This is a genomic window from Kribbella voronezhensis (genome assembly GCF_004365175.1).
GTDB lineage: Bacteria > Actinomycetota > Actinomycetes > Propionibacteriales > Kribbellaceae > Kribbella > Kribbella voronezhensis.
Genome location: NZ_SOCE01000001.1, coordinates 1,046,480 through 1,068,115, shown reverse-complemented (window position 1 = coordinate 1,068,115; position 21,636 = coordinate 1,046,480). Strand labels below are relative to the sequence as shown.

Sequence of the window (21,636 nt, the reverse complement as noted above, 5' to 3'; positions counted from 1 at the left end):
CCCGGGGCGGTGGGGGCGGAGGCGGACCGGCCTAGTCGTTCTCGTTGTTCAGGTTGGCGGGGAGTTGGGACTGGATGCAGCTTCGGGCGACGAAGAGCCAGATGGTCTCGCCCAAGGCGTCCACGCGGATCATCGAGGCGCCGTTGTCGTTGGTCGAGTAGCGATAGCCGCCCGTGCTGGGCAAGGCGAAACCGACCGGGTCGTGCAGGCGTCCGCTGGTGTAGTTGCTGTCGACGAAGTAGTTGTAGTACCCCGTGCAGGCCGACGGGTTGATCGCCACGATGATCGAGCCGTTGCCCGTGTGCGGAGCGGCATCGAAGTCGTGCCCGAAACTGCGCCGGTGCGACAGCCGATCGCTGGTGGCGCTGCTGCAGCTGTCCGCGACCGGCGTCGAGTGCGAGGTGTCGAGTGCGCCCGGCACCAGATAGGTGCAGAAGCTCGAACCGTCGCCGGCACGCCAGCGGCCGAAATGGAAGTTGCCGGCGGTTGTCGTACTGACGTCGAAGAGCGTGCCGGCGATCGCGGTCCCCATCACGTAGCCGCAGGACTTGTTCGCCAGCCAACCGCCGGCCGGGATCGTGCCGTGGTTGTTGCAGGCGGCCGGTTTCGGCACGTTGCCGATCGTGCGGTACTGGTTGATCGCGCCGGCGGGCTGATTGAGGGCGACCGCCGCCAGTACTCCGGCGGCGACGGTTGTGAAGGCTCGCTTGAGGACGGAGTGGTTCATGTCAGCAGAACCAGCCGTCCTGGACCCAGCCGCGATGGTTGATGTCGCCGTACGCGAAGCCGTAGGCCCAGCCGGATATGACCCGCTCGACCAGGAACGTCTGGCCGTAGTGCAGCGTGCCGGAGCGGGCGCCGCCCGGGTCTGTGCGCAGTTGGAGGTCCTGGGCGCAGACCGTCTCACGGACCCCGACGGTGCCGTTGGCGGCGTCGGCCTGGGTGGGGGCGATTGCGAGGCCGGCGACCAGCAGAACGCTGGTGGCGGCGGCGGTACGTAGTACTCGTTTCATAGCTGTTCTCCTCAAGGGGCGGTGGAGGGTGGCAGTCACCAGCTGTTGTAGCCGCCGATGCATTCTTCGCGGATGAAGCCCCAGTCGTTCGGGCCGAAGTCCTGGATCGAGGCCCAGCCGTTGTAGACCGGGTGCTTGCCGGGGGTGTGGCCGATCTTGTCGCCGTAGCCGAGGGTCCGCATGTAGGTCACCGGGCCGGGGATCGAGAAGTTGTAGTTCTCGTACATCGTCGCGCTCTGGCAGATGTTGATCGCGTGGGTCGGTACCTCGACCGCGGTGGCGGCCGGTGCGCCGGCCGCGAGAGTCACGCCGCCGAGAGTGAGCGCGGCGACGGCGAGGGCGAGCGGAGCTTTCCGTGTCATCAGAGCCTCCAGGTTGCTGTCATCTGAGATGACGGTAGGCCGTGTCGCTAGAGATGGCAATGGGTGTACTCCGTGGTTACGCTGACCTGGTGAACGAGAGGCGATCGACGGACGACGAGGCGGTGCCGGTCGGCGGCAAGGTCATCGCCGGCGAACGCGAGCCGTCCCGCAAGGCCTTCTACGGCATCGCGGAGATCGCCGAAGCGCTCGGACTGAACCGGCAGTTGGTGACCGCCTGGCGGCGGCGGCGTAGCCACGGGATGCCGGAGCCGGACGCCGAGTTGTCGTCCGGGCCGATCTGGCGGGGCGAGACCGTCGAGCCGTGGATCGACCTCGTCCGCGACCGGCGCGAGGACGAGGACGGCCGGCCGCTGAGTCCGGAGGTCGCCTTGCGGGCGGGGCGAAGGATGCTGCGGATCGCGGCCCTCCTGCTGGAGCAGCCGATCCGCATGCGACTACTGAGCCAAGCCTTGGCGGAGGCGCGTGAACTGCTGCCGCTCGTCGAGTCTGCCGCCGACGATCCGCTCAGCAAGGCGGTCCGGCAACTCCTGTCGCCGCTGCGCGGAACTGATGATCAGCCAGGCGATCTGAAGGCGTTTCGTCAAGAAGTTCTGTCCGAAGTGGCTCAGCTGGAGCCGATTGTCCGGCGGGCGGCAGAATCCCTTCCGCATCCGGAGAGTGCGGGTTAGTGTGCGAGCCGTGATCGTCGAAGTACCTGGCTACCGCCTGGCGGAGCCACTGGGTGCGGGCGCGACAGGGGTGGTGTACGCGGCGAACCGGCTGTCCGACGGGCGGTCCGTCGCGGTCAAAGTGGTGCATCCCGAGCTGGTCGACCCGCAGTACCGTGACCGGCTGCGCCGGGAGGCTCGGCTGGCCGCGGCCGTCGAGCACCCAGGGCTGGTCCGGGTGCATGCGGTGGGCGGCGAAGGCGACCAGGCCTGGCTGGTGATGGACCGGTTGAGTGGACCCGACCTGCAGCGATTGCTGGACGAAGGCGGCCCACTGCCGGTCGATCGGGCCGTCGCGATGCTCGCCGAGGTCGCTGCCGCGGTCGACGCGATGCACGCGGCGGGGGTGATCCACCGGGATCTGAAGCCGGCCAACATCATCCTCGACGGCGATCGCCCGACGGTCGCGGACTTCGGTGTCGCCCGGCAGTTGGCGAGCCTCGAATCGAGTACCGGGATGGATCTCAGTGGCGGAGCGGCCTGGCTTCGCAGCGGTACGCCGTCCGGCCCGTCGCTCGGCGCGATGGCGGGCACGGTCGCGTACATGGCCCCGGAGCAGTGGCGCGGAGATCCGGTGTCGGCGGCAACTGATGTGTACGCGCTAGGCGGCACCTTGTTCAGTTTGCTGACCGGGCGGCGGCCGTTCGACCGCCGAACCCTGCCCGAACTCGCGTACGCCGTCGCGATGCTCCCACCGCCGGCGCCGAGCGAGTACGGCGTACCGGCTGCTTTTGATCAAGTCGTCCGTACGGCGATGGCCAAGGAGCCGGCGGATCGCTATCCGACTGCCGGCGCTTTCGCTCAGGCGCTCCGCGCCGCGGCGGCCGGCGACGTCGCGCCCGTCGTGGTGAAGCAGCGCGGGTGGACGCGGCGCCGGATCGGGAAGTGGGTCGCGATCGCGGCACCGGTGCTGGTGATCGGGGGAGTGACGGCGACGATCCTTGCCCAAGGCAATCAGCAGCCGACGCAGCTGACGGTGTGTGCGCAGGACGCGACCGTGCGGGACGCGCCGCGCAGCCGGACGGTGATCGCGACGGTTCACCACGGCGACCGGCTGACGCCGATCTCGCCGCGCGACGGCGCCGCATGGGTGCACGTCCGGCTCCCCGACGGCCGCAGCGGCTGGTCGCTCACCGACTACGTCCGGCATCAGTGCTGAGGTCGTCAACTCAGGGTTGACGACGCGGAATCGTCAACCTAAGGTTGACGACATGACTCCAGGACCCGATCTGCAGCAACTCATCGACACGATCCGCCAAGACGCCGGGACCGACGACGTCCTCGTCCAGCTCGCCACCGCGTCGAGCACGATCAACGACCTGACCAGTACCAGCGACGCCGCCCTCGGCTACTTCGTCGACCGCGCTCGGGGCGCCGGCAAGTCGTGGGTCGAGATCAGCACCGTGCTCGGCGTCAGCAAGCAGGCGGCTCACAAGCGCTTCGCCGACTCCTGGGCGGCCTCACCGGACTTCAGCCGCTTCACCAACCGGTGCCGGGCCGTCCTCGAAGCAGCCGGCGTGGCCGCGCACGGACTCAACCACTCGTTCATCGGCACCGAGCACCTGCTGCTCGGGATGTACTCCGAGCCGGCGTCGATCGCGACCAAGGTCCTGCTCGCGCACGACATCACCGAGGAGAAGGTCGCCGCGGCGATCGAACCGCTCAGCCCCGCGCGCGAGCCCGAAGCGGCCGACCAGACCGACACCGCATTGAACGAGGGACCGCCCTTCACCCGCCGCGCCGCCCACGTCCTCCAGGACGCGGTCAGCGAAGCCCTTGCCCTGGGCCACAACTATGTCGGAACCGAGCACCTGCTGCTGGCCTTCTACCGCGGCCAGGCAGCGATCGCCACCAAGGTGCTGGAACAACTCGGACTGGACGAGGCGACGGCCTGGTCGGACATCCGGGCGCAGCTCAAGGAACTCGGCAAGTAGCCGACGGCATCGTTCGGGCCTCGGCGCCGATGCCCGATCCCTCGCCGCATAGGTTGGACGCATGCCTGACTGGACCGCGCGCCTGAGCCGACTCGCGACCGACCATGCCGTCCCCGGGGCCGTGCTCGGCCTGTGGGTGGACGGCAAGGAGACGATCACGCCGTACGGCGTACTCAACCGGGCGACCGGCGTCGAGGTGACCGCCGACTCGCTCTTCCAGATCGGCTCGATCAGCAAGTCGTGGACGACGACCATGATCGTCCAACTGGCTGCGGAAGGCCGGCTCTCGCTCGACGACCAGGTGCTCCAGCTGTTGCCTGAGGCATCGATCGACGAGCGGATCACTGTTCGGCACCTGCTGACTCACACCAGTGGGCTCGACGGCGACGTGTTCACCGACACCGGCCGCGGCGACGACTGCGTCGCGAAGTACGTCGCTCTGCTCGCCGACGTGGACCAGCTCTTCGAGCCGGGGACGGCGTACTCGTACTGCAACGCCGGCTTCGTCCTGCTCGGCCGCATCATCGAGGTACTGGACGACCGCAGCTGGGACGAATCGCTGCACGCCCGCATCACCACGCCGCTCGACCTCCACTCGACGGTGACCCTGCCGGAGGAGGCGATCCTGCGCCGCGCCGCCGTCGGGCACCTTGCCGACGGCACCCCGGTCAGCACCTGGCAACTCCCGCGCAGCCTCGGTCCGGCCGGCCTCATCACAGCCAGTGCGAGCGACGTACTGCGCTTCGCCCGGCTGCACCTCGAAGACCCGGCGTACGCCGCTATGAGAGAGCACCAGGTCGAGTACCCGGCCGGCTCGGACATCAGTCACGTCGGCCTCACCTGGCGACTCTACGATTGGTCGGGCCACCAGCTCTTCGGTCACGACGGCTCCACCATTTCGCAACTCGCCTATCTCCGGATCCACCCGGAGGCCCGTGTCGCGATGGTGCTGCTGACCAACTCCGCCAACGGAAACGCCCTGTTCGAGGCGGTCGCCACCGAGGTCTTCACGCAGTACGCCGACGTCGCGCCCCCGCCGGCTCCCGAACCGGTCGACGCTCTGCTGCCGACCGACGCCATCCTCGGCAGCTACGAACGAGCCGGCATCCGAATCGACACCACCCGCGAAGGCGATCGTCTCCTCCTCACCGAAAACGCCACCGGCGCCCGCCTGGCCTTCGCCGAAAAGCCGGTCGTCGAACACGAACTCCACCCGACAACACCCCTCGACGGCAACCACTACGTCTACCGCACCGCCCCTGACCAACCCTGGACCCCGGTCACCTTCACCCCCACCCACCTCTTCGCCTGGGGCCGAGTAACCCCGCGCGTCTAGTACTACGCCCCGCGTCGCGCCCTCCTCCGTCGGCCGCTCGACCCGCCCACCCCGAGTCGCCGCTCCTTCGTCGCGGCTCGATGAAGGCGCTCCGCGTCGGGTGTGCTCCGCACGGTCCGATCAACCCTGGATGCCGCTCACCCGACCACCTCCCCGCCGAGGTCCGCGCGCACCTAGTACTACGCCCCGCGTCGCGCCCTCCTCCGTCGGCCGCTCGACCCGCCCACCCCGAGTCGCCGCTCCTTCGTCGCGGCTCGATAAGGCGGTCCGCGTCGGGTGTGCACCGGACGGTCCGATCAACCCTGGATGCCGCTCACCCGACCGCCTCCCGCCGAGGTCCTAGTACTACGCCCCGCTTCCCTTCCTCCTACGTCGGTCGCTCGCCCCCCGGGTTCGCCGCAACTTCGTCGGTCGCTCGACTCGCCGCCCCCCGGGTTCGCCGCTCCTTCGTCGCGGCTCCAAAGGCGGTTCGCGTCGGGGTCCCGCAGCTTCCCCGGCACCGTCGATACCTGTCACCCGACCATCTCCCCAACTCCGCCGAGTAGCCCGCGCATCTGTCGGTGTGAACATCGCCGGTAGCCGATGACCCACCGTCCGGCCCGCGGCCTCCATGCGCCCCGCCGGGTGCCCAGCGCCAGCACCCGAGCCGCGACGAAGGAGCGGCGAACCCCGGGGCGGGTGGGTCGAGCGACCGACGAAGGAGGGCGCGAAGCGGGCCGTAGTACTAAGCCCTCAGGGGAATTCAGTGCCTGGTTTGGGGAGGGCGAGCTAACGTCGGGGGCGTGACTAGTGCACCTGTTGAGCTGCCCCGGAATGTTGGCGAGCTTCGGGCCGCCGGCTATCTTCCCCGTTCGATCAAGACTGAGATCCGCGACAATCTGCTGACCGAGTTGCGCGCCGGGCGCGACCCTTGGCCGGGGATCGTCGGGTTCTCCCGGACTGTCATCCCTCAGTTGGAACGTGCCCTGCTGGCCGGGCACGACGTAGTACTGCTCGGTGAGCGTGGTCAGGGCAAGACGCGTCTGCTCCGCACACTGGTCGGGTTGCTGGACGAATGGACCCCGGTGATCGAGGGAGCGGAGCTGCCCGAGCACCCGCTCGACCCGATCACCCCGGCCTCGCAGCGGCGAGCAGCTGAACTCGGTGATGAGCTGCCCGTCGCGTGGCTGCACCGCAGCCTGCGGTACGCCGAGAAGCTCGCCACTCCGGATACCTCGGTCGGTGACCTGATCGGTGACGTCGACCCCGTCAAGGTCGCCGAGGGCCGCAGTCTCGGCGACCCCGAAACCATCCACTTCGGCCTGGTCCCGCGGGCGCACCGCGGGATCGTCGCCATCAACGAGTTGCCCGACCTCGCCGAACGGATCCAGGTCGCGCTGCTGAACGTGATGGAGGAGCGCGACATCCAGGTCCGTGGGTACACCCTGCGCCTGCCGCTCGACGTCCTGCTGGTGGCGACCGCCAACCCCGAGGACTACACGAACCGCGGTCGCATCATCACCCCGCTGAAGGACCGCTTCGGCGCGGAGGTGCGGACCCACTACCCGCTCGACATCGACGCCGAGGTCGACGTCGTACGGCAGGAGAGCCACCTGACCGCGGAGGTCGGGGAGCCGTTGCTGGAGGTGCTTGCGCGCTTCGTCCGGCACCTGCGGGAGTCGAATGCGATCGACCAGCGCTCGGGTGTCTCGGCCCGGTTCGCGGTCGCGGCGGCCGAGACGGTGGCTGCTGCTGCGCTGAGGCGCAGCGCGATCACCGGCGAGGAGCCGGCGGTGGCGCGACCGGTCGACCTCGAAGCGGTTCCCGCCGTACTGCGGGGCAAGCTCGAGTTCGAGCCTGGTGAGGAAGGGCGCGAGACCGAGTTGCTCGAGTACCTGCTGCGGAGGTCGGTCGCCGACACGGCCCGGGAGCGGTTCGCCGGGCTCGACCTCACCCCGCTGGCCAATGCCGTTGCCGATGGCAACCTTGTGACGACCGGCGAGCGGATCCCCGGCCGCGACGTACTGGCTGCTCTGCCTGAGCTTCCGGTGTTGCACGACGTCGCTGCCCGGGCCGGAGTGGAGCCGGACGACTCGCCAGGACGGATCGCGGCCGCGGTCGAGCTCGCCCTGGAGGCGCTCTACCTGTCCAAGCGATTGGCCAAGGACGCCGACGACGACACCACCGTCTACGGGGTCTGACCATGACTTCCGCGTTACCGGAAGGCTGGTCGTACGGGCCGTGGCACGACGGTCCCGATCCGCTGGCCGCGCCGGTGGATCTGCGGGACGCCCTCGACGAACTCGGCCGCGATGTGATGGCCGGGTCGTCGCCGAGATCCGCGCTGGAGGAGTTGCTCCGGCGCGGTACCCGGAACACTCAGGGGCTCGACGATCTCACCCGCCGGCTGTGGGAACGCCGGCGCGAGATCGAGAGCCGGCACAACCTCGACGGCACGCTGCGCGACGTGCAACGGCTGCTCGACGAGGCGCTAGCGGCCGAGCGGCACGACCTGTTCCCGAACCCTTCCGACGAGGCCCGATTCAAGGAGATGCAGCTCGACGCGCTCCCCGCCGGTACGGCGGCCGCAGTACGGGAGCTCGCGAACTACGACTGGGAGTCGTCGGAGGCTCGGCAGAAGTACGAGCAGATCCGCGAGTTGCTCGGGCGGGAGTTGCTCGGCTCGCGGTTCGAGGGCATGAAGGAGGCGCTGGAGAACACGACGCCGGAGGACGTCGAGCGGATCAACGAGATGCTCACGGACCTCAACGCGTTGCTCTCGGCGCATGCGCAGGGTCATCCGGAGATCGACGGGTTGTTCGCCGAGTTCATGGCCAAGCACGGCGAGTTCTTCCCGGAGAATCCGCGGAACGTCGACGAGCTGATCGACGTACTGGCTGCTCGTGCCGCGGCCGCGCAGCGGATGCTCAACTCGATGACGCCGGAGCAGCGCGCCGAGCTGGCACAGCTTTCGCAGCAGGCGTTCGGGAGTCCGCAGCTCGCCCAGCAATTGGCGAATCTCGATGCGCAGTTGCAGGCGTTGCGGCCGGGTGAGGACTGGACCGGGTCCGAGCGGATGAGCGGTGACGATCCGCTCGGGTTGGCCGATGGTGCCCGGGCGATGTCGGATCTGGCCGAGCTGGACGCGCTGGCCGAGCAGTTGGCTCAGTCGTACCCGGGTGCTCGGCTGGAGGACATCGACCTCGACGCGCTGACTCGCCAACTCGGCGACGAGGCGACCGTCGACGCCCGGCGCCTGTCCGAGTTGGAGCGGCAACTCCGGGACCAGGGTCTGTTGGAGCGCGCTCCGGACGGCTCACTGCAGTTGTCGCCGAAGGCGCTGCGGCAATTGGGTCAGACGGCGCTGTCCGACGTACTGCGTACTGCTCGCGGGCAGTCGGGTGAGCGCGACGCCGCCACAGCGGGGGCGGCCGGCGAGCTGAGTGGGTCGACCAGACCCTGGCAGTTCGGTGATACCCAGTCGTGGGACGTGTCGCGCACGGTCCGCAACGCGGTACTGCGTACTGCGGGTGCCGGGCGCGGCGGTTCGGTCAAGCTCGACGTGGCTGACGTGGAGATCGCCGAGACCGAGCATCGCGCGCGGGCCGCCGTCGCGCTGCTGGTGGACACCTCGTGGTCGATGGTTCAGGAGGGCCGCTGGCTGCCGATGAAGCGGACAGCGCTCGCACTGCATCAGCTGATCTCGACCCGCTATCGCAACGACGCGCTCCAGCTCATCACCTTCGGCCGGTACGCCGGAGTCGTCGAACTGCCGCAGCTGATCGGACTGGAAGGAACCTGGGAGCAGGGCACGAACGCGCACCACGCGCTGCTCCTGGCCGGCCGTCACCTCCGCCGCCACCCGGATGCCCAACCGGTCGTCCTGATGGTGACCGACGGCGAACCGACCGCCCATCTCGAACCCGACGGCACCGCGGAGTTCGACTACCCACCTCGCCCGGCGACGCTGCGCAAAACAGTCGCCGAGGTGGACCGCCTGGCCAAGCTGGGCGCCTCGCTCACGGTCTTCCGCCTCGGCGACGACCCGCGCCTCAACGCCTTCGTCGACCTGCTGGCCCGGCGCTCCGGCGGCCGGGTCCTCGCGCCCGACGCGGACGGCCTCGGCGCCGCGGTGGTGGGCGACTACCTGAGAACCCGCCGCAAGCTCTGACGGCGGGGCTCTACCTCCAAAAGGAGGCGTATACCCATCTCGAAGGTGGGTATGCGCCTCCTTTCGTGTTTCCACGGGAAAACCCTCGTCTGTCCTGCGTTGTCAATGAGGTAAGGGTTTTCCGCCCCTCATCATGTGGGCAGAGTCACCTTCTCAATGTGAGACCAGTGTGCAACTGGACTGTTTTTCTGCCTTACTCTGAAAAGACGTCCACGCCATCGGAGCCGTCGGGCCAGCGAGCACCCATCTCGCGACCAGTCGCCGCCTCACACCGTCAGGGAGTCACCGTGCCGAAACTCGTCTACGACTTCGCCGAAGGCAACAAGGACATGAAAGAGCTTCTCGGTGGCAAGGGAGCCAACCTCGCCGAGATGACCAACCTGGGCCTGCCCGTCCCGCCCGGTTTCACCATCTCCGCCGAAGCCTGCAAGGTCTTTCTCAAGACCGGCTCGGTGCCGCCGGAGCTCGCCGACGAGATCGACCACCATGTCGCGGAACTCGAGCAGAAGATGGGCAAGAAGCTCGGTCAGGCCGACGACCCGCTGCTGGTCTCGGTCCGCTCGGGTGCCGCCGTGTCGATGCCCGGCATGATGGAGACCGTCCTGAACGTCGGCCTCAACGACGACTCGGTGAACGGCCTCGCGCACCAGTCCGGCAACCCGCGGTTCGCCTGGGATGCCTACCGCCGGCTGATCCAGATGTTCGGCAAGACCGTGCTCGGGATGGAGGGCGAGGTCTTCGAGGGCGCGATCGAGGCAGCCAAGCAGGCCAAGGGAACCCAGAACGACCTGGACCTCGACGCCGACGATCTGAAGGCGCTGGTCGAGAACTTCAAGGCCGCCGTCCACGAGCACACCGGCCGCGAGTTCCCGCAGGACCCGCGCGCCCAGATGGACCTGGCGATCGAAGCCGTCTTCGGCTCCTGGAACTCCGAGCGCGCCATCCTCTACCGCCGCCAGGAGCGGATCGCCACCGACCTCGGCACGGCGGTGAACATCTGCTCGATGGTGTTCGGCAACCTCGGGATGGACTCCGGCACCGGCGTCGCGTTCACCCGCGACCCGTCCAGCGGCCAGCCCGGCGTGTACGGCGACTACCTGCAGAACGCCCAGGGCGAGGACGTGGTCGCGGGCATCCGCAACACGGTCCCGCTGGCCGACCTGGAGACGATCGACAAGACGTCGTACGACGAACTGATGTCGATCATGGCCACCCTGGAAGGGCACTATCGCGATCTGTGCGACATCGAGTTCACCGTCGAGCGCGGCAAGCTCTGGATGCTGCAGACCCGCGTCGGCAAGCGGACGGCCGGGGCCGCGTTCCGGATCGCGACCAGCCTGGTCGACGAGGGTGTGATCGACATCGACGAGGCGCTCCGCCGCGTCAAGGGTGCCCAGCTCGCCCAGCTGATGTTTCCGAGGTTCGACTCCGAGGCGGCCAAAGACCTGCTCACCAAGGCGATCGGCGCTTCTCCGGGTGCGGCCTCCGGCAAGGTGGTCTTCACTTCCGCCGCTGCCGTCGAGGCCGCCGAGAAGGGCGACAAGGTCATCCTGGTCCGGCGCGAGACGAACCCCGACGACCTGCACGGGATGATCGCCGCGCAAGGTGTACTGACCAGCCGCGGCGGCAAGACCTCGCACGCGGCGGTCGTTGCCCGAGGCATGGGAAAGACCTGTGTGTGTGGCGCCGAGGATCTCGACGTGGATGTTGCCGCCGGCAAGATCAAGGTCAACGGGACGACGGTCGAGGCCGGCGACGTGATCTCGATCGACGGCACCACCGGCGAGGTGTTCCTCGGCGAGGTCCCGGTCGTCCCGTCCCCGGTGGTCCAGTACTTCGAGGGATCGCTGGCCGCCGGGTCCGGTGACGAACTCGTCGGCGCCGTCCACCGGCTGATCAGTCACGCCGACGAGGTGCGCCGACTCGAAGTACGGACCAATGCCGACACCGCGGACGACGCGGCGCGGGCTCGCCGGTTCGGTGCCCAGGGCATCGGTCTGTGCCGGACCGAGCACATGTTCCTGGGGGAGCGGCGCGAGGCCGTCGAGCGGCTGATCCTGGCCGAGGACGAAGCCGAGTGCGAGGCGGCCCTCGCCGTACTGGAACCCTTGCAGCGCAAGGACTTCCTCGAGTTGCTGAGCGCGATGGACGGGCTGCCGGTGACGATCCGGTTGATCGACCCGCCGCTGCACGAGTTCCTGCCGTCGATGGAGGACCTGGCCGTCAAGGTCGCGCTGGCCAAGGAGCGCGGTGAGGACCCGGGCCACGACGCCACGCTGCTCGCTGCGGTCGAGCGCCTGCACGAGCAGAACCCGATGCTCGGGTTGCGCGGTGTCCGGCTCGGGCTCGTCATCCCGGGGTTGTTCGCCATGCAGGTCAGGGCGATCGCGTCCGCCGCGGCCGAGTTGAAGAAGCAGGGCAAGGACCCGCGGCCGGAGATCATGATCCCGCTCGTCGGCGCGGTCCAGGAGTTGCAGCTCGCCCGCGACGAGGTCGAAGGCGTGCTGCGGCAGGTCGCCGAGGACGAAGGGGTGGAGTGGCCGACGCCGATCGGCACGATGATCGAGTTGCCGCGCGCGGCGGTGACGGCGGGCCAGATCGCCGAGGAAGCCGAGTTCTTCTCCTTCGGGACGAACGACCTGACCCAGACCACGTGGGGTTTCAGCCGCGACGACGTCGAGGGCTCGTTCTTCTCGACGTACCTGGAGAAGGGCATCTTCGCGGTGTCGCCGTTCGAGTCGATCGACCGCGACGGCGTCGGCGCGCTGGTCCGGATGGGCGCCGAACGCGGCCGTTCCAGCCGTCCCGACCTGAAGCTGGGGATCTGCGGTGAGCACGGTGGCGACCCGGACAGCATCCACTTCTTCCACGAGGTGGGCCTGGACTACGTGTCCTGCTCGCCGTTCCGCATCCCCGTGGCCCGCCTCGAAGCCGGCCGAGCCACGCTGAGCTGAGTCCGTGGTGCTCCGCGCCGTAAGTCCGTTGAGGGCAGCCGGCGCGGAGCACTAACCTGCCCGGATGGGCCGACTCGAACTGCGCACGACCTTCGGAGAAGACGCGGAGCTGTACGACCGGGTCCGCCCGACGTACCCACCGGCCTTGTACGACGAGTTGGAGAGCCTGGTGGGGAACCGGCCCCGCGTGCTCGAGATCGGCTGCGGGACCGGCCAGGCGACCGGCCCGATGCTGGAGCGCGGTTGGTCGGTGCAGGCAGTCGAGTTGAGTCCGGAGCTGAGCCGCGTCGCGCGCGCAAAGCTGCCGGAGCTCGAGGTGATCACGGCCGACTTCGACACCTGGCCGCTGCCGGCCGAGCGGTTCGATCTGGTGCTCTCGGCGACCGCGTTCCACTGGCTCGACCCGCGAACCCGGATGAGCCGGGCGGCGGACTTGTTGCGTCCCGGTGGGGTGCTCGCGGTGGTGTCGACGCATCACGTCGCCGGAGGCAGCGAGCAGTTCTGGATCGACGTACAAGACTGCTATCGCCGCTTCACCACTGACGCGGACGAGAGCTGTTTGCCCGACCCGGATTCCGTCCCGGACGATCCGTCGGAGTTCGACGCGTCGGGCCGGTTCGGTCCGGTGATGTTCCGTCGATTCAGGTGGGAAGCGGCGTACACGACCGCGCAGTACCTCGATCTGCTGTCGTCTTATTCGGGACATCGGGCCTTGACAACGAGAGCCCGTGACCGACTGTACGAGTGCATCGGCGCGCTCATCGAGGCGGCCGGCGGTTCGATCACGAAGAGTTACCTGACTCAACTGAGTGCAGCAAATTGCCTTAACCAACCTCTTGCATCCAGCTGATCGGCTGGTCCAAGATGTCGGAGCGGGAAGGGCGATCACTGTCGACTTTCGGGTCTGACCTGAACCAGCCGCTGTGGCGGCTCGTGACGCCCTTCCCGCACCAAATTCCCCTTGTTCGGTGGGGATTCCGGCCGGTCTTATAAGGTCGGGGTATGGCTCTCTTCGCACTCCAGCTGAAGTTCACCGACACCGAACGCCGGATGGAGGTCCGCCCGGCGCACCGCGAGTACCTGCACTCCCTGAAGGACGCCGGCAAGCTCGTCACCGCCGGGCCGTTCGCGGACCAGACCGGTGCCCTGCTGATCTACGACGTCGCCGACGAGGCCGAGCTCCGCGACATCCTCGCCAAGGATCCGTACACCGCGGCCGACGTCTACGAGATCGCCACCCTCACCGAGTGGCAACCCCTCTTCCCGATCAACGCCTAGCGGCTCAGGCGTCGGTGGGTTCCAGGTTGAGGTGGTCCACGTAGGCCCAGAGCCAGGCGAGGGGGGCGAGGACGAGTTCCGGTTCGCCGGCGTCGTCGGCGACGAAGAGCATCGAGCCTTCGCCGTGGCTGATGTCCTCGCAGACCGCGTCGCAGAGTTCGAGGGCGGCCTCGAACGGGACCAGTTCCGGGCCGTCCTCCGAGCGCGGCCGGGGGAGTGGCAGCACCGGCGCCTCCTCGGTGCCGTTGAGGTCCACCGACACCTGCTGCAGCGCCTCGTACAGGTCGTACGAGATCAGGCCGGCCAGTGGGTTCCCGTCGATGCCGATCAGGTACGGGTCGTCGGCCCCGGCCCGGTAGCTGTCGCGTACTTCGGGTAGCGCGGCGGCCAGGTCGCTCACCTCTACGTACGGCGCCTCCGAGGGCTCGACCTCGTCGGTCTCGTCACCGACCCCGCCGCTGCGCATCTGGTCGAACGAGTGCAGCAGGTCGTTCAGTTCGTCGTACGCGCCGCCGCCGGGAGCCGCCTGGGAGCGCTTCTCGAGGTCACGCAGGTGCTCGACCAGATCGTCCTCGAAGTGCAGGTCGTACCGCGGCAGGTGCGGCTCGCGGCCGGCGTTGATCTGGGCGACGATCTGGGTCGAGACCGGACCGAGTCGCTCGGCCAGCACCTCCAGCGGCGTGGTCGGCTTCTCCTCGTCGTCGTGCACGCAGGAGTCGTCGTCGCCCTTGCCCTCGCTCTCCATCGCGAGCAGCACCGAGAACGCCGGGAAGGCGATCAGCGCGGCGGTCGCCATCGGACCGTCGCCGATCAGCATCAGCGGGTTCGCGCCCGCCTCGGTCCGGCGCAGGTGATCGGGCAGCAGGACGGCGGCCTGCTCGACGTTCACCTGACTGGCCAGCGAGGACAGGCCGTGGTCGGTGTCGACGCCGAGTTGCTCGACCAGCGTCTCGGAACTCATGTCGAAGTTGGAGCGCAGGTAGTAGCGCAGCCAGCCGGCGTCGACGGGGTTGCCCAGCAGTTCCGCGATCCGGCCGCGGAAGTCGGCGAGGTCCGCGATCGCGAGCACGACCAGCACCGGCTGGTCGCCGTCGCCGATCACCAGCGGCCTGGTGTCGCCGTTCTGGAAGCCGTCGATGACCTGGTGCAGCCCTTCGGCGGCTGCCTCCAGCGGCCACGACTCCGCCTCGAACTCGGTCACACCTGCGGCGGTGTTGACGTCGTCGGGCATCTACTGGTCCTCTCCGATGGCGGCGGCAGGGTGGCGTTAAGACTAGGGGGCGGCGGTTGCAGCAAGGGCACCGCACCGGTGGGTCGTGACATTGGCTACGCTGTCAGCGGCGGGTCGGCACAGTGATATCTCACATGTGAGATATGGTCCGGCGCATGACTGACGACTACCTGGCCCGGATCGGCAATCTCATCCGGGACGCCCGCAAACACCGCGGCTGGACCCAGACCCAGCTGGCCGACGTGCTCGGCACCAGCCAGAGTGCGGTGAACCGGATCGAAAAGGGTCATCAGAACCTCACTCTCGAGATGCTCGCCCGGATCGGCGAGGCGCTCGATTCCGAAATTGTCTCTCTCGGTGGCGGTCCGGTCCACCTCCGTGTCATCGGTGGACGAGAATTGTCCGGATCCATCGATGTGAAGTCCTCCAAGAACGCCGGTGTCGCCTTGTTGTGCGCCAGTCTGCTCAACAAGGGCCGTACGACGTTGCGCAAGGTGGCCCGGATCGAAGAGGTCAACCGGCTGCTCGAAGTACTGAACTCGATCGGCGTCAAGACGACCTGGCTGAACGACGCCGGCGACCTGGAGATCGTCCCGCCGGAGCACCTCGACCTGAGCGCGATGGACGCCGAGGCGGCCCGGCGTACGCGCAGCATCATCATGTTCCTCGGCCCGCTGCTGCACCGCGAGGACACCTTCCAGCTCCCGTACGCCGGCGGCTGCGACCTCGGCACTCGCACGGTCGAGCCGCACATGGCGGCGCTGCGCCCGTTCGGCCTGGACATCAAGGCGACCGGCGGCGAGTACCACGCGATGGTGAACCGGGCGATCGCGCCGGCCAAGCCGATCGTGCTGACCGAGCGCGGCGACACGGTGACCGAGAACGCGATCATGGCCGCCGCCCGGTACGACGGTGTGACGGTGATCCGCAACGCCAGCTCGAACTACATGGTCCAGGACCTGTGCTTCTACCTCGACCTGCTCGGCGTGAAGATCGACGGCGTCGGCAGCACCACGCTGACCGTGCACGGCAAGGCGGAGATCGACGTCGATGTCGACTACGCGCCGTCGGAGGACCCGATCGAGGCGATGAGCCTGCTCACCGCCGCGATCGTGACCGGTTCGGAGATCACCATCCGGCGGGCGCCGGTGGAGTTCCTCGAGATCGAGTTGGCGCTGCTGGAGGAGATGGGGCTGGACTACAGCCGCTCCGAGGAGTACCTGGCCGAGAACGGCCGGACCCGGCTGGTCGACCTGACCACCCGGCCGTCCACGCTGCACGCGCCGATCGACAAGATCCACCCGATGCCGTTCCCGGGCCTGAACATCGACAACCTGCCGTTCTTCGCGGTGATCGCGGCGTCGGCGACCGGGCAGACGCTGATCCACGACTGGGTCTACGAGAACCGCGCGATCTACCTGACCGACCTGAACAAGCTCGGCGGCCGGGTGAAGCTGCTCGACCCGCACCGGGTGATGGTCGAGGGCCCGACGCACTGGTCCGGCGCCGAGATCATGTGCCCGCCCGCACTCCGTCCCGCAGTGGTGACCTTGATCGCGATGATGGCGGCCAAGGGCACCTCGGTACTGCGCAGCGTCTACGTGATCAACCGCGGCTACGAGGACCTGGCCACCCGGCTCAACTCGCTAGGCGCCCAGATCGAGACGTTCCGCGACATCTGAGTTCTGGTCGCTCAGATCAGCAGCGGTAAGGAAGGCGACGGCCTCGGTGATCACGTCCGGATCGATCATGATCCGGCGATGACCGAGGCCTTTCGTCTGCAGGAAGCGCGCTTTCGATCCGTACTGCGTGAGTAGGACCTCCGCCTGCCCGGGATCCACCACGTCGTCCTCGTCGTTGTGGATCACCAACAGGTCGAGATCGCCCGCGCGCACCGAGAATCGCGTCCACACGTCGTCCAAGCCGGGGAAGTAGTGCCTCTCGATGGCTTTGCGGAGCGCCTGGTTCGCGGCCGGACCGAGTCCGAGTTCGTGGCAGAACGCGTCGGTCAGGTAGCCGAAGTCGGCGACGCCGCTCACGGTCACGAGCCGGTTGGCGGCGACGCCCTCGCGGACGGCGTACAGGGCGAACGGGGCGCCTAGGGAGTGCGCGATCACGCCTTCGAACGTGCCGTACTTCGCGGCGAGCGCCTGGATGATCCGTTGGTGATCGAGGATCGTGCTCGCGATCCGGCCGCCACCGGAGTCGCCGTGCGCCGGCGCGTCGTACGAGATCGGGCTGTAGCCGAGTTCGAGCAGGCGCTCGATGTACGCGGCGAATCTCGACGCGCGCGAGCGCCAGCCGTGCACGAGGAGGACCGGGCGCGTGCCGTCGCCCCACTGGTAGGTGACGACGCCGTCGATGACCTCGACCTTCGCGGCTGCGTGGATGGCCTGCTCGGGCTCGCGCACCTTGCCGCGCATCAGCGGCCGCCGCCACAGCTCGAAGGCAAGCCGCCCGGCCAGCGCCGGTGAGATCTTGGCGACCAGCTGCAGTCCGGCCCGGACCATCCTGAGAATCATGCGGCACTCCCTGCTCGGCAAACTATACGAACGGTCGTATTATTAGTTTGCGCGGGCCTGCCGGTCAAGGTGGGCCGTAGGCTTACGCGGAAGATGGCGAAGGAGACGGCGATGCAGACGCGGACCGACGGCCGGCTGGTCCGGGGCGATCAAACCCGCCGCGCAGTACTGCGGCGCGCGGTCGACATCGCCTCGGTGGACGGGCTGGAGGGGCTGTCGATCGGCCGGCTGGCCGGCGAACTGGAGATCAGCAAGAGCGGCCTGTTCGCGCACTTCGGCTCCAAGGAAGAACTTCAACTCGCCACGATCCGCGCGGCCCGGCGGATCTATGTCGACGCGGTCGTCGAGCCTGCGCTCGCAGTCGAGCCGGGCTTCGGCCGGCTCTGGCGGCTGATCGAGAGCTGGCTGGACTATTCGCAACGCCGGGTCTTTCCGGGTGGCTGTTTCTTCGCCAAGGTCAGCCACGAGTTCGGTGCGCGTTCGGGCCCGGTCCATGATTTCCTGGTCTCGGTCGACCGTGAGTGGCTCGGCCTGATCGAGCAGTGCGCCACTGAGGCGCGCGATGCGGGCGAGTTGGCTGCCGACCCGGCGCAGCTAGCGTTCGAGCTCAACGCCTTCTGCGAATCGGCCAACCTGGCGTCCCTGTTGCGCGACGAGATCGACACGGTCTTCTCGCGAGCGCGGCAGTCCGTCCGCGCCCGCCTCGAAGCCGCAGCCACCCCCGGCACCACGCTGCCCTGGGCGTGAAAGTCCAAAACGATTCAATCTGTGCTTGACCCTTCTCACTCCGTGACCAGCGTGCTTTCATCGGTGCACATCCATTTTGGGAGCGCTCCCAAAATGCGCCCAAACGAAAGAGGATCGCTATGAGGCAAACACGCTTGTGGTCCGCCGTCCTGATGACTGCCGCGGCGATACTGGCTGTCCCGACGATCGGGGCCGGCCCAGCGCAGGCCGACACCCAGATCTGCGAGCAGTTCGGCTCCACCACGATCGGCGGCAAGTACGTCGTACAGAACAACCGGTGGGGGAGCAGCGCGCAGCAGTGCATCAATGTGACCGGATCGGGCTTCCAGATCACGTCACAGCAGGGATCCGCCCCCACCAACGGCGCTCCGCTGTCCTACCCGTCGATCTATGTCGGCTGCCATTACACGAATTGCTCGCCCGGAACGAACCTGCCGCGGCAGCTCAGCCAGATCGGTAGCGCCAACTCCTCGATCAGCTACTCCTATGTGGGCGGCACCTACGACGCCTCCTACGACATCTGGCTCGACCCGACGCCCAAGACCACCGGCGTCAACCAGATGGAGATCATGATCTGGCTCAATCGCCAGGGCTCGATCAGTCCGGTCGGCAGCCCGGTCGGCACCACCAGTGTCGCTGGCAGGACCTGGGAGGTCTGGCAGGGCTGGAACGGTGGCAACGACGTCGTCTCGTACGTCGCGCCCTCGGCCATCTCCGGCATGTCGTTCAACGTGATGGACTTCGTCCGGGACGTCGACGCCCGGACCCAGGTCACCACCAGCTGGTATCTCACCAGCATCCAGGCCGGCTTCGAGCCCTGGAACGGCGGCGCCGGGCTGGCCGTGACCAGCTTCTCCGCAGATGTCACGGCCGGTACGGGCGGCGGGGGCGGAGGCGGCGGGACCGCCAAGGAGATCGTCGGCCTCGGTAGCGGCCGTTGTCTGGACGTCTCTGGTGGCGCCACAGCCGACGGCAGCCGGGTGCAACTCTGGGACTGCAACGGCAACGGCGCCCAGCGCTGGGCCCCGACCGGAAGCACTCTCGTCAACCCGCAGTCGGGCAAGTGCCTCGACGTCGCCGGCGGATCCACCGCCAACGGCGCCCAGGTGCAGCTCTGGTCGTGCAACGGCACGGGTGCACAGAACTGGCAGGTCAACTCCAACGGCACCGTCGTGAACCCCCAGTCCGGCAAGTGCCTGGACGCAAGCGGTCAGCAGACCGCCAACGGCACGGGCATCCAGATCTACGCCTGCAATGGCTCCGGCCCCCAGGCCAACCAGGTCTGGTCGCTGCGCTGAAGCCAGTGGTGCCCCGCGATCAGTCCGCGGGGCACCACTCCCGTTTGATGCTGCCGGGTTCTGTCGGTGGGCCTGGCTAGCGTTCTGGGCATGAGGTGGCTGTGGCGATGAGACCGCACGTGGTCGCACAGGTGGCTGTGTCGGTCGACGGGGTGACCAGCGGGTTCGCCGTCGATCAGGCGCGGTTCTATGCCCTGGCGACCTTGTGGCAGGAGGATGTGACGCTGATCGGCGCCGACACGATCCTGGCCCAGGAGCAGGCTCTCCGGTCCACAGAGCGACGCGCCGTACGGGCGGCTGGGCCGGTCCTTGCCGTCGTGGACAGCCGGGCGCGCGTGCGCGAGTGGGAGTCGCTCCGCGAACTCGGCTACTGGTCGGACGTCCTTGCCCTGTACGCCGACCAGACACCCGCGCGCCCGTTGGACAGCGTGATCCCGGAACTCATCACCGGCTACGACCGCGTCGACCTCGCCGAGGCGCTCGAACTGCTCGGCTCGCGCCATCACGCGCAGGTCGTCCGCGTCGACAGCAGCGGCCGCCTCCTCGCAGTACTGCTCGAATTGGGGCTTGTCGACGAGTTGGCGTTGCTGGTTCATCCGGTCGTCGTGGGGTCCGGGCGGCGGTGGGCTCCGGCTGAACGCTACGACCTTCGCCTGGCCAATGCGGTTGAGTTCGAGGGCGGCGTCGTCTGGCTTCGCTACTGCATGTCGTGAAGGGCGTTGTGGAGTTGGCGAAACTGTCGGTGGCGGGAGCTACTGTGAGTCGTGATGAGGAAGCAGTACGAGGGATACGACGAGCACGACGCGGAGCGGTGGGTCGCGGAGCCGGTCAAGCGGCCGGGGCGGACGGCGTTCGCGCGCGACCGGGCCCGGGTGCTGCACAGTGCCGCGTTGCGCCGGCTCGCGGCGAAGACGCAGGTCGCGACCGCCGGTAGCGACGACTTCGTGCGGAACCGGTTGACGCACAGTCTCGAGGTCGCGCAGATCGGACGCGAACTCGCGAGCACGCTCGGCTGCGATCCGGACATCGTCGACGCGGCCTGCCTGGCGCACGACCTCGGCCATCCGCCGTACGGGCACAACGGGGAGCGCGCCCTCGACCAGTTGGCCGAGGGGATCGGTGGGTTCGAGGGGAACGCGCAGACGCTGCGGTTGCTGACCCGGCTGGAGTCGAAGACGTTCGGGCCGGACGGTCGCAGCGTCGGGCTCAACCTGAGCCGGGCGACGCTGGACGCGGCGACGAAGTACCCGTGGCTGCGGCGCGAGGGCGAGCGGAAGTTCGGCGTGTACGACGACGACGCCGAGGTTTTCGAGTGGTTGCGGCAAGGTGTCGAGGCGGGGGACCGGCGCTGCCTGGAGGCGCAGGTGATGGACTTCGCCGACGACGTGGCGTATTCGGTGCACGACGTCGAGGACGGGATCGTTGCGCACCACATCGATCTCGAGCAGGTGGGCGCCGAGCGTACGCCGTACTGGCGGACGGTGCGGCGGATCTATTTGCCTGAGGCAACAGATGCGGAACTGGACGAAGGATGGCGGCGGCTGACCTCGCTGCCCTATTGGCCGAGCGCTTCTTTCGACGACAGCCGGCGTGCGCTGGGTGGGTTGAAGGACCTGACCAGTCAGCTGATCGGCCGGTTCTGTACTGCGGCGGAGCAGGCGACCCATGCGCGGTTCGGGCGCTCCCGGCTGGTTCGGTACGACGCCGACCTGGTCGTCCCGGACGGTATTCGCACGGAGATCGCGCTGCTGAAAGGCATCGGGATGTTCCACGTGCTCGAGTCGCCCGAACGCCAGCACCGGCGCGCCATCCAGCGCGAACTGCTGACCGAACTGGTCGAGGCGCTGACCAAGACCGCACCCCAGCACCTGGACGCCGCCTTCGCGGCCGACTTCGCCGAGGCCGTTGACGACAACGCCCGCCTCCGCGTCATCATCGACCAGGTCGCCTCCCTCACCGACCCCTCCGCCGCGGCTTGGCACACCCGCCTCACCACCTGACCCGGCCGTCGGCCTGCTTGAAGAAGCTTGACCAACCAGCCCACCGCCTTCCTTCCCTTCCCCAGAGCAGTGTCGGCCTGCTT

General features: G+C 68.3%; 19 protein-coding genes. 14 read left to right on the top strand and 5 right to left on the bottom strand.

From position 1 onward, the window contains the following. Positions 1–31: 31 nt before the first annotated feature. From EV138_RS04645 to EV138_RS04635, 3 genes are read right to left on the bottom strand one after another with little or no spacing between them, the layout of a single operon-like run. The gene (locus EV138_RS04645; protein WP_133977195.1) at positions 32–727 is read right to left on the bottom strand and encodes a hypothetical protein; all 696 of its coding nucleotides are present in this window, start codon (positions 725–727) and stop codon (positions 32–34) included. 1 nt (position 728) lies between these two features. Continuing rightward, positions 729–1,013, bottom strand: coding sequence for a hypothetical protein (locus EV138_RS04640; RefSeq protein WP_202866617.1), 285 nt, complete (start codon positions 1,011–1,013; stop codon positions 729–731). Between the two features lie 35 nt (positions 1,014–1,048). Beyond that, on the bottom strand, positions 1,049–1,375 hold the full coding sequence (locus EV138_RS04635) for a hypothetical protein (protein WP_133977194.1): 327 nt from the start codon (positions 1,373–1,375) through the stop codon (positions 1,049–1,051). A gap of 89 nt (positions 1,376–1,464) precedes the next feature. On the opposite strand from EV138_RS04635, the gene EV138_RS04630 reads away from it, so the two are divergent. The 9 genes from EV138_RS04630 (at position 1,465) to EV138_RS04590 (ending at position 13,755) form a co-directional block, all read left to right on the top strand. Continuing rightward, positions 1,465–2,064, top strand: coding sequence for a hypothetical protein (locus EV138_RS04630; RefSeq protein WP_133977193.1), 600 nt, complete (start codon positions 1,465–1,467; stop codon positions 2,062–2,064). Positions 2,065–2,074: 10 nt separating this feature from the next. Beyond that, the gene (locus EV138_RS04625) at positions 2,075–3,262 is read left to right on the top strand and encodes a serine/threonine protein kinase (protein ID WP_166678485.1); all 1,188 of its coding nucleotides are present in this window, start codon (positions 2,075–2,077) and stop codon (positions 3,260–3,262) included. A 52-nt stretch (positions 3,263–3,314) separates the two neighbouring features. Next, the gene (locus EV138_RS04620) at positions 3,315–4,037 is read left to right on the top strand and encodes a Clp protease N-terminal domain-containing protein (protein ID WP_133977191.1); all 723 of its coding nucleotides are present in this window, start codon (positions 3,315–3,317) and stop codon (positions 4,035–4,037) included. A gap of 61 nt (positions 4,038–4,098) precedes the next feature. Beyond that, complete coding sequence (locus EV138_RS04615) at positions 4,099–5,373, top strand: serine hydrolase domain-containing protein (protein WP_133977190.1); 1,275 nt, start codon at positions 4,099–4,101, stop codon at positions 5,371–5,373. A 782-nt stretch (positions 5,374–6,155) separates the two neighbouring features. Next, entirely contained in the window at positions 6,156–7,553 is a 1,398-nt protein-coding gene (locus EV138_RS04610) for an ATP-binding protein (protein WP_112245545.1), read from the top strand. Positions 7,554–7,555: 2 nt separating this feature from the next. Then, the gene (locus EV138_RS04605; RefSeq protein ID WP_133977189.1) at positions 7,556–9,523 is read left to right on the top strand and encodes a vWA domain-containing protein; all 1,968 of its coding nucleotides are present in this window, start codon (positions 7,556–7,558) and stop codon (positions 9,521–9,523) included. 287 nt (positions 9,524–9,810) lie between these two features. Beyond that, on the top strand, positions 9,811–12,477 hold the full coding sequence (gene ppdK / locus EV138_RS04600) for a pyruvate, phosphate dikinase (protein WP_133977188.1): 2,667 nt from the start codon (positions 9,811–9,813) through the stop codon (positions 12,475–12,477). A 64-nt stretch (positions 12,478–12,541) separates the two neighbouring features. Next, the gene (locus EV138_RS04595) at positions 12,542–13,327 is read left to right on the top strand and encodes a class I SAM-dependent methyltransferase (RefSeq protein WP_133977187.1); all 786 of its coding nucleotides are present in this window, start codon (positions 12,542–12,544) and stop codon (positions 13,325–13,327) included. A gap of 152 nt (positions 13,328–13,479) precedes the next feature. Further along, a complete protein-coding gene (locus tag EV138_RS04590) occupies positions 13,480–13,755 on the top strand; it encodes a YciI family protein (RefSeq protein ID WP_133977186.1) in 276 nt (91 codons plus the stop codon). Positions 13,756–13,759: 4 nt separating this feature from the next. Here the strand turns inward: EV138_RS04590 and EV138_RS04585 are convergent, their stop codons facing one another. Then, on the bottom strand, positions 13,760–14,986 hold the full coding sequence (locus tag EV138_RS04585) for a hypothetical protein (protein WP_133977185.1): 1,227 nt from the start codon (positions 14,984–14,986) through the stop codon (positions 13,760–13,762). A 155-nt stretch (positions 14,987–15,141) separates the two neighbouring features. Here EV138_RS04585 and EV138_RS04580 point away from each other — a divergent pair, with 155 nt between their 5' ends. Next, the gene (locus tag EV138_RS04580) at positions 15,142–16,668 is read left to right on the top strand and encodes a helix-turn-helix domain-containing protein (protein ID WP_133977184.1); all 1,527 of its coding nucleotides are present in this window, start codon (positions 15,142–15,144) and stop codon (positions 16,666–16,668) included. On the opposite strand, the gene EV138_RS04575 is transcribed toward EV138_RS04580, so the two are convergent. Then, positions 16,633–17,508, bottom strand: coding sequence for an alpha/beta fold hydrolase (locus EV138_RS04575; RefSeq protein WP_133977183.1), 876 nt, complete (start codon positions 17,506–17,508; stop codon positions 16,633–16,635). The genes EV138_RS04580 and EV138_RS04575 overlap by 36 nt on opposite strands. A 93-nt stretch (positions 17,509–17,601) precedes the next feature. Between EV138_RS04575 and EV138_RS04570 the strand changes: the two genes are divergently transcribed. From EV138_RS04570 to EV138_RS04555, 4 genes are all read left to right on the top strand, one after another. Beyond that, on the top strand, positions 17,602–18,255 hold the full coding sequence (locus tag EV138_RS04570) for a TetR/AcrR family transcriptional regulator (RefSeq protein WP_238157954.1): 654 nt from the start codon (positions 17,602–17,604) through the stop codon (positions 18,253–18,255). A 119-nt stretch (positions 18,256–18,374) separates the two neighbouring features. Further along, positions 18,375–19,553: a GH12 family glycosyl hydrolase domain-containing protein gene (locus EV138_RS04565; RefSeq protein WP_202866616.1), complete on the top strand. Its 1,179-nt coding sequence runs from the start codon at positions 18,375–18,377 to the stop codon at positions 19,551–19,553. 107 nt (positions 19,554–19,660) lie between these two features. Continuing rightward, positions 19,661–20,266: a dihydrofolate reductase family protein gene (locus EV138_RS04560; RefSeq protein ID WP_133977181.1), complete on the top strand. Its 606-nt coding sequence runs from the start codon at positions 19,661–19,663 to the stop codon at positions 20,264–20,266. 54 nt (positions 20,267–20,320) lie between these two features. After that, the gene (locus EV138_RS04555) at positions 20,321–21,553 is read left to right on the top strand and encodes a deoxyguanosinetriphosphate triphosphohydrolase (RefSeq protein WP_133977180.1); all 1,233 of its coding nucleotides are present in this window, start codon (positions 20,321–20,323) and stop codon (positions 21,551–21,553) included. Positions 21,554–21,636 lie beyond the last annotated feature (83 nt).

Bases quoted from the DNA above. Each gene is read 5' to 3' on its own strand.
- EV138_RS04645 (WP_133977195.1), bottom strand. From the start codon at position 727: ATGAACCACTCCGTCCTCAAGCGAGCCTTCACAACCGTCGCCGCCGGA.
- EV138_RS04640 (WP_202866617.1), bottom strand. From the start codon at position 1,013: ATGAAACGAGTACTACGTACCGCCGCCGCCACCAGCGTTCTGCTGGTC.
- EV138_RS04635 (WP_133977194.1), bottom strand. From the start codon at position 1,375: ATGACACGGAAAGCTCCGCTCGCCCTCGCCGTCGCCGCGCTCACTCTC.
- EV138_RS04620 (WP_133977191.1), top strand. From the start codon at position 3,315: ATGACTCCAGGACCCGATCTGCAGCAACTCATCGACACGATCCGCCAA.
- EV138_RS04615 (WP_133977190.1), top strand. From the start codon at position 4,099: ATGCCTGACTGGACCGCGCGCCTGAGCCGACTCGCGACCGACCATGCC.
- EV138_RS04605 (WP_133977189.1), top strand. From the start codon at position 7,556: ATGACTTCCGCGTTACCGGAAGGCTGGTCGTACGGGCCGTGGCACGAC.
- EV138_RS04595 (WP_133977187.1), top strand. From the start codon at position 12,542: ATGGGCCGACTCGAACTGCGCACGACCTTCGGAGAAGACGCGGAGCTG.
- EV138_RS04590 (WP_133977186.1), top strand. From the start codon at position 13,480: ATGGCTCTCTTCGCACTCCAGCTGAAGTTCACCGACACCGAACGCCGG.
- EV138_RS04585 (WP_133977185.1), bottom strand. From the start codon at position 14,986: ATGCCCGACGACGTCAACACCGCCGCAGGTGTGACCGAGTTCGAGGCG.
- EV138_RS04580 (WP_133977184.1), top strand. From the start codon at position 15,142: ATGACTGACGACTACCTGGCCCGGATCGGCAATCTCATCCGGGACGCC.
- EV138_RS04575 (WP_133977183.1), bottom strand. From the start codon at position 17,508: ATGATTCTCAGGATGGTCCGGGCCGGACTGCAGCTGGTCGCCAAGATC.
- EV138_RS04570 (WP_238157954.1), top strand. From the start codon at position 17,602: ATGGCGAAGGAGACGGCGATGCAGACGCGGACCGACGGCCGGCTGGTC.
- EV138_RS04565 (WP_202866616.1), top strand. From the start codon at position 18,375: ATGAGGCAAACACGCTTGTGGTCCGCCGTCCTGATGACTGCCGCGGCG.
- EV138_RS04560 (WP_133977181.1), top strand. From the start codon at position 19,661: ATGAGACCGCACGTGGTCGCACAGGTGGCTGTGTCGGTCGACGGGGTG.
- EV138_RS04555 (WP_133977180.1), top strand. From the start codon at position 20,321: ATGAGGAAGCAGTACGAGGGATACGACGAGCACGACGCGGAGCGGTGG.